The 15,906-nt window shown below is 45.7% G+C and carries 13 protein-coding genes; 12 read left to right on the plus strand and 1 reads right to left on the minus strand.

What is annotated here, in order from left to right; genetic code table 11:
* Positions 1-162 precede the first annotated feature (162 nt).
* The 9 genes from glyQ (at position 163) to KNP99_RS08010 (ending at position 10,096) form a co-directional block, all read left to right on the plus strand.
* Entirely contained in the window at positions 163-1,053 is an 891-nt protein-coding gene (gene glyQ / locus KNP99_RS07970) for a glycine--tRNA ligase subunit alpha (protein WP_029332943.1), read from the plus strand.
* A complete protein-coding gene (gene glyS / locus KNP99_RS07975; protein ID WP_088836558.1) occupies positions 1,046-3,106 on the plus strand; it encodes a glycine--tRNA ligase subunit beta in 2,061 nt (686 codons plus the stop codon). Before glyQ ends, glyS begins: the two co-directional genes overlap by 8 nt.
* Positions 3,107-3,125: 19 nt before the next feature.
* A complete protein-coding gene (gene ccpN / locus KNP99_RS07980) occupies positions 3,126-3,755 on the plus strand; it encodes a transcriptional regulator CcpN (protein WP_029332945.1) in 630 nt (209 codons plus the stop codon).
* A 14-nt stretch (positions 3,756-3,769) separates the two neighbouring features.
* Entirely contained in the window at positions 3,770-4,579 is an 810-nt protein-coding gene (locus tag KNP99_RS07985; protein ID WP_029332946.1) for a pyruvate, water dikinase regulatory protein, read from the plus strand.
* Between the two features lie 127 nt (positions 4,580-4,706).
* Positions 4,707-6,503: a DNA primase gene (dnaG, locus tag KNP99_RS07990; RefSeq protein ID WP_353048324.1), complete on the plus strand. Its 1,797-nt coding sequence runs from the start codon at positions 4,707-4,709 to the stop codon at positions 6,501-6,503.
* A 34-nt stretch (positions 6,504-6,537) separates the two neighbouring features.
* Positions 6,538-7,623: an RNA polymerase sigma factor RpoD gene (rpoD, locus tag KNP99_RS07995; protein WP_012369736.1), complete on the plus strand. Its 1,086-nt coding sequence runs from the start codon at positions 6,538-6,540 to the stop codon at positions 7,621-7,623.
* A gap of 155 nt (positions 7,624-7,778) precedes the next feature.
* On the plus strand, positions 7,779-8,120 hold the full coding sequence (gene cccA / locus KNP99_RS08000; protein ID WP_029332948.1) for a cytochrome c550: 342 nt from the start codon (positions 7,779-7,781) through the stop codon (positions 8,118-8,120).
* A gap of 144 nt (positions 8,121-8,264) precedes the next feature.
* Positions 8,265-8,981: a tRNA (adenine(22)-N(1))-methyltransferase gene (locus KNP99_RS08005; protein WP_088836560.1), complete on the plus strand. Its 717-nt coding sequence runs from the start codon at positions 8,265-8,267 to the stop codon at positions 8,979-8,981.
* Entirely contained in the window at positions 8,981-10,096 is a 1,116-nt protein-coding gene (locus KNP99_RS08010; RefSeq protein WP_215193155.1) for a Nif3-like dinuclear metal center hexameric protein, read from the plus strand. Before KNP99_RS08005 ends, KNP99_RS08010 begins: the two co-directional genes overlap by 1 nt.
* A 486-nt stretch (positions 10,097-10,582) precedes the next feature.
* Here KNP99_RS08010 and KNP99_RS08015 read toward each other — a convergent pair whose 3' ends face one another.
* Positions 10,583-11,530, minus strand: coding sequence for a 4-hydroxy-3-methylbut-2-enyl diphosphate reductase (locus KNP99_RS08015; RefSeq protein WP_029332951.1), 948 nt, complete (start codon positions 11,528-11,530; stop codon positions 10,583-10,585).
* Between the two features lie 147 nt (positions 11,531-11,677).
* On the opposite strand from KNP99_RS08015, the gene KNP99_RS08020 reads away from it, so the two are divergent.
* The 3 genes from KNP99_RS08020 to KNP99_RS08030 all read left to right on the plus strand — a co-directional run bounded on the left by KNP99_RS08020 (position 11,678) and on the right by KNP99_RS08030 (position 15,829).
* The gene (locus tag KNP99_RS08020; protein WP_088836563.1) at positions 11,678-13,465 is read left to right on the plus strand and encodes a two-component system sensor histidine kinase NtrB; all 1,788 of its coding nucleotides are present in this window, start codon (positions 11,678-11,680) and stop codon (positions 13,463-13,465) included.
* Positions 13,455-14,408, plus strand: a complete 954-nt coding sequence (locus tag KNP99_RS08025; RefSeq protein ID WP_214807487.1) for a sugar ABC transporter substrate-binding protein — start codon at positions 13,455-13,457, stop codon at positions 14,406-14,408. Before KNP99_RS08020 ends, KNP99_RS08025 begins: the two co-directional genes overlap by 11 nt.
* Positions 14,409-14,476: 68 nt before the next feature.
* The gene (locus KNP99_RS08030; protein ID WP_034801484.1) at positions 14,477-15,829 is read left to right on the plus strand and encodes a DEAD/DEAH box helicase; all 1,353 of its coding nucleotides are present in this window, start codon (positions 14,477-14,479) and stop codon (positions 15,827-15,829) included.
* Positions 15,830-15,906 lie beyond the last annotated feature (77 nt).

Below are 15,906 nucleotides of genomic sequence, written 5' to 3' on the forward strand. Positions count from 1 at the left end.
ACGGGTGTGAACGGCATTTTTGAGTGTTCCCGTAAAAGAGTGGCATGCTACGCATGCAAGTAGGGTGGAACCGCGGGCTTGTCTCGTCCCTATGTACAACCATGTTGTACATAGGGACGTTTTTGTGTTTCCTTATAAATTTTGGAGGTGGATCTCTTGAAAATGACAGTACAAGACATGATTTTGACGTTACAGAAATTTTGGGCGGAACAAGGTTGTTTGACGATGCAAGCATATGATGTAGAAAAAGGTGCCGGGACGATGAACCCGATGACATTCTTACGGAGCTTAGGACCAGAACCGTGGAACGTTTGTTATACAGAGCCGTCACGTCGCCCGGCTGACGGACGATACGGGGAAAACCCGAACCGGTTGTATCAACATCATCAATTCCAAGTCATCATGAAACCGTCTCCTGACAACATTCAGGAACTCTACTTACAAAGTCTAGAACTCCTCGGCATCAATCCGCTTGAACACGACATTCGTTTTGTCGAAGACAACTGGGAAAACCCGACGTTTGGTGCAGCAGGTCTTGGCTGGGAAGTCTGGTTGAACGGGATGGAAATCACGCAATTCACATATTTCCAGCAAGTTGGTGGAATTGAGTGTAATCCGATTGCAGTGGAAATCACGTATGGTATCGAGCGTCTCGCGTCGTATATTCAAGATGTCGAAAGTGTCTTTGACTTAGTCTGGACGGACGGGTTCCGCTATGGCGATATCTTCTATCAACCAGAATTCGAACATTCCAAATATACGTTCGAGACATCAGATGTTGATTTATTGTTCACATTGTTTGATCAGTATGAAAAAGAAGCGAACCGGGCGCTCGACGAAAACCTTGTGTTCCCGGCGTATGACTACATCTTAAAATGCTCACATACCTTTAATTTGCTCGATGCAAAAGGAGCGATTTCCGTCACGGAACGAACAGGATTCATCCACCGTGTCCGGAACATGTCGCGCCGTTGTGCTCAAAGTTTCATCGAAGAGCGGGAACGTTTAGGTTTCCCATTGATTAAATCGAAAGCTGGTGAATCACATGCATGAATTATTACTTGAAATCGGTCTCGAAGAAATGCCGGCACGCTTCGTCTTGCAGTCTGAAACACAACTGAAGGAACGTGTAACGACATTTTTGACAGAAGCACGGATTACATTTGATACAGTCGAAGCCTTTTCAACACCGCGCCGTCTCGCTGTTCTCGTTAAAGGAATCGCGGAACGCCAAACGGATTTGGAAGAAACGTTAAAAGGACCAGCTAAACGAATCGCGCAAGATGCGGACGGGAGCTGGACGAAAGCGGCGGAAGGATTTGCTCGTGGAAAAGGATTGACGACAGATGATCTATTCCTTGGTGAAGAAAAAGGAGTCGAATACATCTATGCGACGCGTAAGGAAGCAGGACAAGAAACAGCGACGTTATTGACGGGGCTAAAACAAGTGATCGAGGCGATGAACTTCCCGAAAAACATGCGCTGGAGTACACAACCGCTCCGTTACATGCGTCCGATCCGTTGGTTGATTGCCTTACTTGACGATCAAGTCATTCCGTTCGAAGTCGCATCAGTCGAAACAGGACGGACGTCACGTGGCCATCGTTTCCTTGGTCAAGACATCACGATTTTACGTCCGAATGCGTATGTCGAAGCATTGGCTGGTGAGCATGTCATCGTCAGTTATGCAGCACGCCGCCAAATGATTGAAGAACAAATCGAAGCACTAGCACAATCAGAACAATTCGAAGTACCGATCGATGCGTCACTGCTTGAAGAAGTCACGAACCTCGTCGAATATCCAACTGCCTTATTCGGTGCGTTTGACGAAGCGTACCTTGAATTGCCGGAAGAAGTCTTAATCACGACGATGAAAGAGCACCAACGCTACTTCCCTGTAAAACGTAATGGTACGTTACTGCATTATTTCGTGACGGTGCGTAACGGGAACGCGCAACACATCGAGAACGTCGCCCGCGGAAATGAAAAAGTCATTCGTGCCCGTCTTGCCGATGCGCAATTCTTCTACGAAGAAGATAAGAAAGCGGATATCGACGCACAAGCAGCCCGTCTCGACAAAATCGTCTTCCATGAAAAACTTGGAACGACGGGTGAAAAAGTTCGCCGCGTACGTGAGATGGCGCTTGCGCTTGCAGACCGCTTCTCAGCCGACAGAACGAAAGTCGATCGTGCCGGTCATATCTATAAATTCGATCTCGTCAGTCAGATGGTCTATGAGTTCACGGAGCTCCAAGGTTTGATGGGCGAGCGTTATGCAAACATGAAACAAGAAGACAAGGAAGTCGCAGCGGCGATCCGCGAGCACTACATGCCACGCTTCGCTGGGGATGAAAGTCCGGCGACACCAACCGGGACGCTACTTGCCGTCGTCGATAAGTTGGACAGCGTCGCTGGCTTCTTCGGTGTTGGTATGATTCCAAGCGGTTCTGCCGATCCTTATGCGTTACGCCGCCAGGCTCAGGGAATCGTCCAAGTCTTAGCGGATCGCAATATCCAAATGACACTCGTTGAACTGATTGATTTCGTAGTGACAGCTCAAATTAAAGCAGGTCTTTATCAGACAGATGCAGAATCAGTAAAAGTGGCGATGCAAGAATTCTTCAGTCAACGCCTCAAGTTCCGTTTATCGGAAAAAGGGTATCGTCATGACGTCGTTGAAGCAGCACTTCAACTTGATATGACGGTCGGAGCGAATGAAAAACGAGCAGCAATGCTTGAAGCGGCGACGCAACGGGACACATTCAAGAAAACAGTCGAACAGTTGAGCCGTGTACTCAACATCTCGAAAAAAGCGGAAACGGTCGTTACTATCAATCCGGAGCTCTTTGAAAATGAAGCGGAACGTACTTTACATGAACGAATCGAACAGGTCATTCCACAAGTCGCAGCGGCAGTAGAGCAATCTGATTTCGAAACAGCGATGGGCGCACTTGAATCAACGGTTCCAGCCATTACAGCCTATTTTGATGGGACGATGATCATGGCAGAAGACGATGCGATTCGATCGAACCGTTTAAGCGAAATGAAACGTTTCGCGGACGCGATTCAAGCGGTCGCACGATTCAATGCACTCACTTTAGTGTAAACAAAGGACGGATGAGCCGATGAAGTTAAATGAACGGCAGAAAAAGATACTCCAAATCGTCAAAGAAAATGGTCCGATCACAGGAGAGCAAATTGCGTCCGAGCTCTCCTTGACGCGGGCGACATTACGACCAGATCTCTCGATTTTGACGATGACAGGAATGCTCGAAGCGCGTCCGCGCGTCGGGTATATGTATGTTGGTAAAAAGAACGCCTCGATGCTTCATGAGAAACTCGACACGTTGACAGTCGGCGAGTTCATGTCTTCTGCCAAGGTGATTCATGAGAGTATGACCGTTTACGACGCAATCGTTCACTTATTCTTAGAAGATGTCGGTTCGCTCTTCGTCGTTGGCAATGATCATGCACTCGTTGGTGTCTTATCACGAAAAGACTTTTTACGAGCTGCAATCGGGAACCAAGAACTCGATTCATTGCCCGTTAATATCATCATGACGCGGATGCCGAACTTGACAGTGTGTGAGAAAACGGAAACATTGATCGGGGCCGGGATGAAGTTGATCGAAAAACAAATCGACTCGATGCCTGTCGTTGAAAACAGTGATGGCATCCTGAAAGTCGTCGGACGGATGACGAAGACGAACATGACGAAAGTACTGGTCGCGTTAGCAAGAGATGAAGAAATTTAAGAGGAGGCTCACAGATGAGACAACGTATTTATGTAGTCAGTGATTCAGTGGGTGAAACGTGTGAACTTGTTGTTCGTGCAGCAGCGATTCAATTTCCGGAGCGGGCGATTGAAACAGTCCGGATCCCATTCGTCGATGACGATCAAGTGATTTATGATCTCGTTTTGCATGCGAAAGAAGAGCGGGCGACGATTGTTTATACGATCGTCCATGCGAAGCACCGTCGTTTGCTTGCGGAGACGGCGAAGGCTCACGAAGTCGAAGCAATCGACTTACTTGGACCGTTGCTTGATACGATGGAAGATCGACTCGGGATGCAACCTAAAGAAGAGCCAGGGCTAATTTATCGTTTGGATGAGGAATACTTCCGGAAAATCGAAGCAGTCGAATTTGCCGTCAAGTATGATGATGGACGCGATCCGCGTGGTATCAAACGGGCTGATATCGTCTTGATTGGTGTCTCACGAACGTCGAAGACTCCTCTCTCACAATACCTTGCTTTGAAACGGTACAAAGTTGCGAATGTTCCTCTCGTTCCGGAATCTGTACCACCAGAAGAACTTTTCGATATTCCGAAAGAAAAGTGTTTCGGATTATTGATTTCTCCTGAGAAGTTGATTGATATCCGGATGGAACGGTTACGTTCGCTTGGTTTGAAACCGGAAGCTGCCTACGCACAAATCGATCGCATCAATCGTGAACTTGATTATGCGAAAAAATTGTATGAGCGGATTGGCTGTCAAATCATCGATGTGACAAATAAGGCAGTTGAAGAAACAGCGAACTTGATTTTGACTGGAATTTCAGGAAAGGCACATGACTAGTCAAGAAAGTACTTGCGTAGTATACTAGTCTAGCTGATAAATGAGATGATGCAATTTTTCCAATGAAACGGAACGAGTATTCGTTCCGTTTCATTGCGGGTATATATATAAGAGTTGAGAAGAGGAGGTGGGACGATTGAAAAGAATTCCGGATGAACTGGTCGATCAGGTTCGCCAAGCGACGGATATCGTTGAACTAATCTCTGAACGTGTAGAATTAAAAAAACAAGGGAATCGGTATTCAGGGTTATGTCCATTCCATTCAGAAAAATCCCCCTCTTTTTCGGTCTCGCCTGATAAAGGAATGTATTATTGTTTTGGTTGTGGAGCGGGCGGAAACGCCATCACCTTCGTCATGGAAACGGAAGGGATGAGTTTTCCGGAAGCCGTCTCGAAACTCGCTGATCGAACGGACGTGACATTACCGGAGTTCGAGCGATCTGATCAGACTGAATCGACACCAGATCAAGAAAAGAAATACCGGATGCGTGAAGCGCATCGAATCGTTGCTGATTTGTACCATGAAGTCATGTTACAGACAGCCGCTGGTGACGCCGGTCGTGAATATCTTGAAAAACGGGGAATTGGCGAATCGGCGATGCGTGAATTTAAACTCGGCTATGCTCCAGACCAAGAACGTTTTACAGTCGACTCCTTGACCCGGCGTAATTTTGACTTGGATGAAATGGTGGAAGCTGGATTGATTTCTGTAGGTAGAGATGGCGATTATCGCGATCGATTTAACGGCAGGGTCGTCTTTCCGATTTCAGATCGTGATGGCACGGTTGTTGGATTCAGTGGACGCTCCATTGATGGAAGAGACCCGAAGTACGTCAATACGGCAGAAACACCGCTCTTCAATAAAAGTGAATTACTGTTCGGTTTTGCACAAGCACGGGGCGCGATGCGTAAAAATAAACAAGTTGTGCTCGTAGAAGGCAATTTAGATGTTGTACGAGTCGCTCAAGCGGGTATATCCTATACCGTAGCCTCTTTAGGAACGGCCTTAACTCCTGTCCATGCACAAAATCTTGGACGGATCGTCGATGAAGTCATTATTTGCTATGACGGAGACAAAGCCGGTCGGGCAGCGACGATTAAAGCATTACGTCTTCTTGAAGATGTTGCGGTAGATTGTTCCGTCATTCGGCTACCGGATGAAGAAGATCCGGATTCGTACATCGGAACTCATTCCGAAGAAACATTTATTCGTCTAGTGGAACAAGAACGGGTTTCAAGTCTTGAATTCAAATCTTTTTATTTTCGTCAAGGAAAAAACTTGCGATTAGAAGGAGAACGCGTTCGATATATTGAAACTATGCTTGAGGAGATTAATCGGACAACGAATCCTCTGCTTCGAGATATTTATCTTGGTAAGCTAGCGGAAGAATTCCAGTTATCGAAAGAATCGTTATTGTCACAAGTGAAACCGTTACAAGCACCTAAAGTAAAGCAGGAACGTCGCGTCGAACGACAAACGAACGTCGCAGCACCTCAAGACCGAACATTTACGAACTGGAAGCGGGCAGAACGTTTTTTACTTGCTTACATGATTCGGTCAGAGGAGGTTGGAATGGAAGTCCGAGATCAACTCGGAGTCGATTTTAATGATCCGGCGCATCAGCTGATCGCCGGTAAATTATATGAGTTTTATGGAGCAGGTGCTCCGGCAAATCCGGACCGCTTCTTGACGATGTTACAAGATGCATCGCTTCAACGAATCGTCGCCGATTTAGAGTTTATGCTCATGCCGGAGTACGATCCGGATTTGTTGAGTCATTATATACGCGCCGTTCAAAATGAACGACAACGACGGACACTCGATGAAGAGAAGTCACGTTTGAATCAACAAACAGATATCCGTGCTCAAGCGGAACTAATGCAGGCAATCATCGAACGGAAACGACGCTTAAAAGATCGATGACCTGTTGCATGATGTGGAAGGAGTGTATGGTTCGATGGCAGAAAAAGCAAGATCAGAAGCAGAAATACTCCGTCTCGCGAAGGATGAACTAATCGCGCTCGGACATAAAAATGGGGAACTATCGCATCAAAAAATCGAAGATAAGCTCAGCTCATTTGAATCGATGGATGCGCAACAATTTGAAGAGTTTCTTCAATTGTTAGAGACTGAAGGTATCAAAGTAAACAACGATGGTACGGGTGACGATAAAGAAGAGGCGGATTTAAACGATCTCTCTGTCCCACCAGGTGTTAAAATCAATGACCCTGTCCGGATGTACCTGAAAGAAATCGGTCGTGTCGATCTCTTGAATGCAGAGGACGAAGTCGAACTTGCAAAACGAATTGAACAAAACGATGAAGAAGCGAAAAAGCGTCTTGCTGAAGCGAACTTACGTCTTGTCGTCTCGATTGCAAAACGTTACGTCGGACGTGGTATGTTGTTCCTCGACTTGATTCAAGAAGGAAACATGGGATTAATCAAAGCGGTCGAGAAATTCGATTATACAAAAGGATACAAATTCTCGACCTACGCAACATGGTGGATTCGTCAGGCGATTACCCGTGCGATTGCTGACCAAGCACGTACAATCCGGATTCCGGTTCATATGGTCGAGACGATCAATAAATTGATTCGTGTTCAACGTCAGCTCCTACAAGACTTAGGACGTGAACCGACGCCTGAAGAAATTTCAAAAGAGATGGAAATCACACCTGAGAAAGTACGTGAGATTTTAAAAATCGCTCAAGAACCGGTGTCACTCGAAACACCAATCGGGGAAGAGGACGATTCGCATCTCGGTGATTTCATTGAAGATCAAGACGCAACGGCGCCTCAAGACGCAGCTGCGTATGAATTATTGAAAGAACAACTTGAAGATGTCCTCGATACATTGACGGACCGGGAAGAAAACGTGTTACGTCTTCGTTTTGGTCTTGATGATGGTCGGACACGGACGCTTGAAGAAGTCGGTAAAGTATTTGGTGTTACGCGCGAGCGGATTCGTCAAATTGAAGCGAAAGCTTTACGTAAACTTCGCCACCCGAGTCGTTCAAAACGTCTGAAAGACTTCTTGGATTGATTTTAAAAGTGTGAAGAAAATATGAAAATTTGGTGAGAAGGAAGAAAAAGTTTTGTTTTTTTCTTCCTTCTCTGTTTTTTTTACAGTAGAATAGTAACGGGGAATACCATTCAGTCACCAACTTGGTTGGGTATAGAATATGGGGGGAAATCCAAATGCGTAATCCATTAGTACCGTTCGCAGCGATTGCGATCATCGCAATCATTGCCATGATTTCATTGTCATACTTTGGCGTAGATCAGGCGAAAGAAGCTGAAAAGGGTCCATCAACAGCTGAAATGAAGCCAGAAGATCTATTTGCATCAAAAGGATGTACAGGATGTCACGGCGGCAATCTCGAAGGCGGAGCAGGTCCGAACTTAACTAAAGTCGGTGCGAAGCTGAAAGAAGAAGAAATCAAAGACATCGCTATGAATGGTAAAGGGCAAATGCCTGGGGGTCTTGCTAACGACGAAGAAGCCACTGTTTTAGCGAAATGGCTTGCAGAAAAGAAATAAGTCAAAAACATCTGTCTCTTCTCCGAGATAGGTGTTTTTTTCTTGTACGAATTTGGGAAAAGCCATACAGCACGGTATTTCTTTTTTGGGCTAAGTCAGCTATTTTAAAAAGAGATGGATTAGAAAGAGGAAGGATGACATACATTGCAAACACACGTCACATTAGATCAACGATTAAAAAAAGTAGTCTCATATATTCCACAAGGAGCAGTCCTCGCGGATATTGGTTCCGATCACGCATTCGTCCCGTGTTATTGTATCCAACAAGGCTTAGTCGAACGTGCCATCGCAGGCGAAGTCAATGTGGGGCCGATGGAAGCGGCACAAGGGCAAGTCGCGCTTGTTCAATTAGACGAACAGATTGAAGTACGTCTCGGGAGTGGTTTGACGGTTCTCACTCCAGGAGAAGTAACGGCTGTGACGATTGCCGGCATGGGTGGAACGCTCATCGCAACGATTTTAGAGGAAGGGAAGGCGCATTTATCGGGCGAAGAACGCTTGATTCTTCAACCGAACGTCGATGCTGTCGATGTTCGAAAATGGTTACTTGAACATGGATATGCGTTACTATCGGAAGCCATCGTTAAAGAGAATGGAAAGATTTACGAGATTCTCGTTGCAGAAAAAGGAGAAGAAATGATTTACGCAGAGGACGCGGACATCCGGAAGTGGGAATTGTTATTTGGACCGCAACTCATGCGAGAAAAAGCACCTGCTTTCATTGAAAAATGGCAAGCAGAACAACAAAAGCGTCAATTTATTTTAGAACAAATGCAGCGTGGGAATGACTCGGAGCTCCTCCAAGAAAAAATCACGACAATCCGCCGCTTGATTGAAAAAATGGAAGAGGTGACGAGCTGATGGCGAACGGTCAATTCATTATCGAACAGTTCGAAGCATTTTCACCGAAAAAATTTGCGATGCCGGGGGATCCGATCGGTCTACAAATCGGAACGCTGAATAAAGACGTGAAGCGTGTCATGGTGACGCTTGACGTCTTGGAGTCGGTCGTCGATGAAGCAATTGAAAAAGGCATCGATTTAATCATTGCCCATCACCCGCCGATTTTTAGTAAATTAGCGCAAGTCAACGATCAATCGGCGACTGGAAGAATCGTCATGAAGTGTATCGAACATAAGATTGCCGTTTACGCGGCACATACGAATCTCGACGTAACACAAGGCGGTGTTAATGATTTGATGGCAGAAGCCATCGGACTGACCGACACAACGGTTTTGTCACCTACATTTGAAAACGCGGTCTATAAGCTTGTTGTCTTCGTTCCGCAAGAAGCCGTACAACAGGTATCAGAAGCGCTTACGAAGGCAGGAGCGGGACAAATCGGTGCTTACAGCGCCTGTCAGTTTCATAGTGTAGGGACTGGGCAATTTAAACCTGAGACTGGGACAGTACCTTACATTGGCAATGTCGGACAAGTCGAACGAGTTTCTGAAGTCCGAATTGAGACGATCGTTACGGAACTGAATCAAAAACAAGTGATTCGTGCGATGAAAAAAGCGCACCCCTATGAAGAAGTCGCTTATGATATCATGCGCCAGGAGCGGACAGCTGAGCCGTTAGGGCTTGGCAGAATCGGTTACCTCGAACGACCAGTGTCGTTACGTCAGTTCGCAGAACATGTCCGTGATGTGTTCGGTGTTGAAAACCTGCGTTTTGTGGGAGAATCGGACCGCCTCATAAAAAAAGTCGCCGTACTCGGTGGAGACGGCAATAAACATGTTTCAACAGCGGCGTTTGCCGGGGCAGATGTCCTCGTGACGGGCGATCTGTACTTCCACGTCGCCCATGATGCAATGGCGTTCGGCTTGGCAGTCGTCGATCCTGGACATCACGTCGAGTCAGTCATGAAACAAGGCGTCGTCAATGAGCTGAAGAAACGTTTTGAGGAACGAAAAATCCGCGACGTCGAATTGGTCGTCTCGACGACAAATACGAATCCATTCAAATTTTTATGAACGCAAAAAACCGTACTGCACTTTAAAGTGCAGTACGGTTTTTTGCGTGTAGACAAAGTGATATCGGAAGATAAAAGCGTCTTTTTTCGTTGCTTTCCTCGGGAGAGGCGTAAGCCGTTGCTCCTTAGTCCTCACGGCCGACGAGCAGGGTCTTGCCTGCCTCTGAAAGTGCGTTGAAAACGCACTTTTCCCGTAGGAGTCAACGAAACATGAAGCTTTTTAGGTAATACCGTGACGGAAATCCAGGCATGCTGACGGTTTAAAGTGAAATCCGTCTTGAATCGCTTTAGAACCGCGAAAAGCAATCGGTCGCGACCCTGCAGCTTTGCTGTAACGGCGCGGAACATTGCCGCTTTGAAGACGAGGCGAGACAGGGAAGCGCGAACTGATAACATCTCGCTATAGAATTTTAGTTCTTCATAAGAGTTTGTCTACATTTAAAAACCGTACGGAACCTTAAAGTTCCGTACGGTTTTTAAATGTCTATTACAAGATTTTTACTTTTGGTAAAATCCGACGCAATTCAAGAAATGGTGTTTTATCATGTGTGCTGATATCAGCTGGGTCATACTGCTGTAAGAAATCGATGACTTTTTTCGTGATTGGTGTTGGTGTAGAAGCACCTGAAGTGACACCGACTTGATTCACGCCTTCGAGCCATGTTAAATCAAGTTCAGTCAAATCACCGATACGATGAGCTGGGGTACCTGCGATATCAAATGAAACTTGTGCCAAGCGATTCGAGTTGTTCGAACGTGGATCGCCGACGACGATCACAAGATCACAATCGCCCGCTTGATCGGCGACAGCTTCTTGACGGACTTGCGTCGCGTTACAAATTTCATTATGGACTTCGACGTGCGGGTACTTTTTACGGACATGTTCCATTAAGGCCTGGACATCCCATTGGCTCATCGTCGTTTGATTCGTGACGATGATTTTTTTGGTTGATAAGTGGGCAGGCAATGCTTCGATGTCTTCGACTTTTTCAATCAAATGGACATGTTCCGGAGCGACGCCAACTGCACCTTCTGGTTCCGGGTGTCCGTGTTTTCCGACGTAGATGACTTCATAGTCATCAGCGACGACAGTCCGGATTAAATCATGTGTGCGCGTGACATCAGGACATGTCGCATCGACGACTGTTAATTTTTTTTCAGCAGCGCGCGCATAGACGGCAGGTGAAATTCCGTGCGCTGTAAAGATGACCGTTCCTTCTTTAATGGTTTCGAGTGCTTCAAGACGATCAGGACCATCAACTGTCAAAACACCCATTCGTTCAAATTCATGTGTAACGTGAGCATTATGGACGATCATACCGAGAATATGGATAGGTCGTGGCAAGTTTTCATTCATTGCGGCTTGTTGCGCTAACTTCATCGCGTCAACGACACCATAACAATAACCACGAGGGCTGATTTTTTTTACTAACATAAGTGTTGATTCTCCTTTAGCGTAGAAAGAATGATTAGTTAGAGTGTACCATTGATTGCAGATGATTGAAAATAGAGGAGTCTATTCAAGAGTGATAACATGATATACTAATTGAGTTGTAAAAATCATGGAGAAGGAGGCAATACGTTGGAGACAAAAAAGATGATGCGGTCTTATTTCTTTCAAATCACCGCTGTTTTGTTTATTCTAATTTGTCTGGTCATCGCGGCACTTGCTTTCACAGCTGACCGTGTGACGATTTCACGGGTTGAACAGCAAACGGAAAAACAAAGTGAAAACAGTGTTGAGGTCTCGAGCAACGCACTCCGTGATAGTATCGGGAATTTACATGAAGAAATCATGGGTCTGCAATTGAATGTCGACAATATGAATGAATTAGAACGAGTCGTTCGCGAAACGAACTTACTCGATATCGATACGGGTTTTAAGAGTTTCTTCTACTATGATTTAAAGACTAAAAAATTCACATGGTTTTCTAGTGAAGATCGACGCATCCGAAATTCAAAGATTCTAGAAGATGATGATTTTCTTCAGGCCTTGACGAGTACAGACTTTCATATGAGTAAACGATATCCGTTACAGTCGGATTATCTCACGTATATGTATGTTCCGGTTCGTAACGGCAGTGAACGGGTTGGAATTTTTGGTGGTGGATTAAGTCTGATGAATTCACTTGTCTTTCGAAATTCACTCGAATCGTTCGACGACGAAACGATGGCCTATCTTTTTAACAGTAAAGGAGAGCCACTCGCGACTTCGCGAAACCTCGTGACCGACAAAGAACGTGTCTTGACTCAAAGTGTCGTCGACCGGGCATTTCAAACGGTAGAACCATACGATATCTTCAGTACGAACAAAGACATGTATTATTTTGCACGTGATTTAAAAGTGACGGATTGGAAAATTCTTGTTCGGACACCCCGGAGTGTCTTTTACGAACCCGTGTATACGACACGGCAACAATATCTTGTCATCGCAGCGTTGACGCTCGTCCTCAGTCTAATCGTCGGGTACCTCATGTCACGTCAACTGACAGCACCCTTACTCGAGCTCGTACAAAAAATCGAAAAAAGCACGACGCCACAACCGATTGAATTGGAACGATCGGGGTCGAACGAAGTAAAAACATTAGTGTCTGCTTACAATGAGTATGCCCAGCGGATGGAAAACGCGCGAGTCGAACAATTGAGTCAACAACAAGCGATGTTACACCAAGAAAAATTAGCCTCGCTCGGTCAGCTCGCGGCAGGAATCGCGCATGAAATCCGCAATCCATTGACGCCAGTCAAAATGACGCTCCAACTTTTGACGGAGCAAGAGAACAATAGTCCGGAAATGTTGGCGTTAGCCTTATCAGAATTAGATCGTGCCAATGCAATGATTGAGACGATGCTCGACCTCTCTAAAGGTGGCGGCGAGGTATTAAAGATGTCGATGATTGACATGAACGAATTCATGAAAAAATTTAAATTCATCATGGAAGCAGAAGCGCGTTTACACGCCGAGACATACGCAGAAGCAGCAGATTGTAAAATTTATACGCCGGCGCATATGCCGAATCTCTATGCCTCTGAAAACGGTTTGTCACAAATCTTGTCGAACTGTGTTCGTAATGCCTTACAAGCAGTGCAGTCGCGTGGTGCAGATGGGATTTGTCATTTGCATCTACACGTCTACACGAATCAATTCGTCTTCATTGTTCAAGATAATGGTGTCGGCATGACAGAACCCCAACTCGAAACGATTGGGCAAGCTTTTAAGACATCAAAAGCGGATGGCAATGGTTTAGGTCTCTATATGTCAAGTCGCATCGTTCGTGAGCATAATGGAAAAATTGAGTTCGACAGCAAGGTTGGTGTCGGTACGACAGTCCAAATTCATTTACCGCGAGGAGGAGACCAGGATGAAGTTTAATAAGTCATGGTTGCTCGTCCTCTTTGTTTGGACGGCCTCAATCCTGCTGATTTCAAATCTGTTCGTAGGTCAGGAGGAAAATCCTGACCGTGACGTTGTCGCCTTTACGATCGTCAACGATAAACATGAATTCGCCCAACGGTTGATTACAGCATTTAAAGCCGAGGCAAAAGCAAATAAGTATGAAGCCGTCGTGGCGACGTCACATAACTCCCGCATCAGTGAACGAGAGCAAATTCGTGAATTCATCAAATTGAAGGTCGACGCGATATTTATCACGACGTTTGACGATGTTTATATTACGAGCGCATTAGAAGAAGCAGAAAAAAATGGGATTCCCGTTTTTGCGATTGACCGATTGATTCGATCTGATGCAGTCGTCAGCTCGGTGACGTCGAACAATCAGATGATTGGTGAACAACTTGCTTCATATGTCAAAAACGAACTGATTAGACGAAATGGAACTGCAACAGGAAAAGTCGTTGAAATTACGGGGACGACGAACATACACACGACGAATGAACGGCATACCGGATTCGTTAAAGGAATCGTGACAGAACCCGGGATATCGATTGTCAATTCAGCAAGTGGTGACTATGATCCGGTGACATCAGAACGCGTCATGCGTCGGATCATCGAGTCCGGTACGGAATTCGATGCGGTCTACTGTCACAATGACGATATTGCGTTAGGTGTGCTCGAAGCCTTGAAAAAAGCAGACATTTCCGGAAAAATAGTTGTCGGAATCGACGGGAATCGTGCTATATTAGAAGCTGTTGACATGAAATCGATGGATGCGACGGTTGTCCAGTCCGCTGAAGAGATGATGCAAGTCGCCTTCAGCGCGTTGAAGCTTCATACGAAAAATAAAAAAATTCCAGATCGTTTCTATACGTATTCTTATCTGTATGACGGTAGTAGACCCATACCCATGTTGAACTAAGTAAATAGATGATAAAAGTGACACAATCACTTTTAGTTGTTTAAGCAGGAGAAAGGAAGGTGACGAAGATGAATGGATTTACCCATTTTGATTTGCACCCGTTCGTCGTCGAAGCACTCGAAGACGCACGTATTAAAAAACCAACGGATATTCAATCACGGATTATTCCGGCTGCCCTTAAGGGTCGCGATATCATTGGTCAATCACAAACTGGAACAGGGAAGACCTTGTCATTCCTCTTACCGATGGTTCAAAACATCAATCCAGAATTACAAGAAATGCAAGCAATCATCGTTGCACCGACACGTGAATTAGCATGGCAAATCCACGAAGAATTAAAATCAATTCTCGTGAAGAACCCAGACTATATCAAAACGAGCCTCATCACAGGTGGGATGGATCGTGAACGTCAAATCGGGCGCGTCAAAGTTTCACCACAAATCGTCATCGGGACGCCAGGTCGCATTTTAGACCTCTTTAAAGAGCAAGCGTTAAAACCGCACTTCGTCAAAAACTATGTCATCGATGAAGCCGATCAGATGCTTGACATGGGCTTCTTACCAGAAGTGGACCGGATTGCCCAAGCACTTCCTGAGAAACTTCAGATGATGGTCTTCTCAGCGACGATTCCTGAGAAACTTCAACCGTTTCTCAAGAAGTATATGAACAACCCACGTTATGCACATGTTGATCCAAAACAACAGACGGCGAAAAAAATCGTCCATCATACGGTTCCCGTCAAGCACCGTGATCGTTCAGACTTAGCGTTGAAATTAGCGAAAGCACTCAACCCGTACATCTGTCTCGTCTTTACAAACACGAAAACAGAAGCGATTGAACTTGAAGCATCGTTCCTTGAAGCAGGCTTAAATGTCGGTTCACTTCACGGTGACCTACCCGCACGACGCCGGAAACAAGCAATCAAAGAAATCAACGAAGCGAAATTCCAATACGTTATCGTAACGGATTTAGCAGCACGCGGCATCGATATTTCGGGTGTCTCACATGTCATCAACCACGGCATTCCGAAAGATCTTGATTTCTACGTGCACCGTGTCGGACGGACGGGTCGAGTCGACCAAGAAGGACTTGCGTACACGTTGTTTGAAGATCATGAGAATGGTTCAATCAACCGTCTTGAAGACCGTGGCATCGAATTCATCAATGTCGATGTCAAGAGTGGTCAAGTCAGCGAAGTCAAAGAGCGTCGTCGTGCGAAACCACACATGAAGACGGCTGTCTCGAAAACGGCACATAGCCGTTTATCAGGTGAAGCGGCTAAAGCGAAAAAACGCGTCAAACCTGGCTATAAAAAGAAACACCAGTATAAGTTAAAAGAAACAGCAAAACGTGAGCGGATTAAAGAACAGCGTGGCGTCGGACGTGCAGAACGTAAGGCGAATGCGAGTAAATCAAAATAAGTCACGTTTCCCTACGGATGAGAAGAAGCTTCTCGTCCTAGGGATTTTTTGTTTTTTTTCCGACGTTTGGTACACTG

The sequence above is a fragment of the Exiguobacterium sp. s95 genome (assembly GCF_018618655.1).
GTDB lineage: Bacteria > Bacillota > Bacilli > Exiguobacteriales > Exiguobacteriaceae > Exiguobacterium_A > Exiguobacterium_A oxidotolerans.

What these genes read in the sequence shown, in the direction of transcription:
- cccA (WP_029332948.1), top strand. Translation starts at nt 7,779, where the DNA reads ATGCGTAATCCATTAGTACCGTTCGCAGCGATTGCGATCATCGCAATC.
- KNP99_RS08025 (WP_214807487.1), top strand. Translation starts at nt 13,455, where the DNA reads ATGAAGTTTAATAAGTCATGGTTGCTCGTCCTCTTTGTTTGGACGGCC.
- KNP99_RS08015 (WP_029332951.1), bottom strand. Translation starts at nt 11,530, where the DNA reads ATGTTAGTAAAAAAAATCAGCCCTCGTGGTTATTGTTATGGTGTCGTT.
- KNP99_RS08030 (WP_034801484.1), top strand. Translation starts at nt 14,477, where the DNA reads ATGAATGGATTTACCCATTTTGATTTGCACCCGTTCGTCGTCGAAGCA.
- KNP99_RS08010 (WP_215193155.1), top strand. Translation starts at nt 8,981, where the DNA reads ATGGCGAACGGTCAATTCATTATCGAACAGTTCGAAGCATTTTCACCG.
- glyS (WP_088836558.1), top strand. Translation starts at nt 1,046, where the DNA reads ATGCATGAATTATTACTTGAAATCGGTCTCGAAGAAATGCCGGCACGC.
- glyQ (WP_029332943.1), top strand. Translation starts at nt 163, where the DNA reads ATGACAGTACAAGACATGATTTTGACGTTACAGAAATTTTGGGCGGAA.
- KNP99_RS07985 (WP_029332946.1), top strand. Translation starts at nt 3,770, where the DNA reads ATGAGACAACGTATTTATGTAGTCAGTGATTCAGTGGGTGAAACGTGT.
- rpoD (WP_012369736.1), top strand. Translation starts at nt 6,538, where the DNA reads ATGGCAGAAAAAGCAAGATCAGAAGCAGAAATACTCCGTCTCGCGAAG.
- ccpN (WP_029332945.1), top strand. Translation starts at nt 3,126, where the DNA reads ATGAAGTTAAATGAACGGCAGAAAAAGATACTCCAAATCGTCAAAGAA.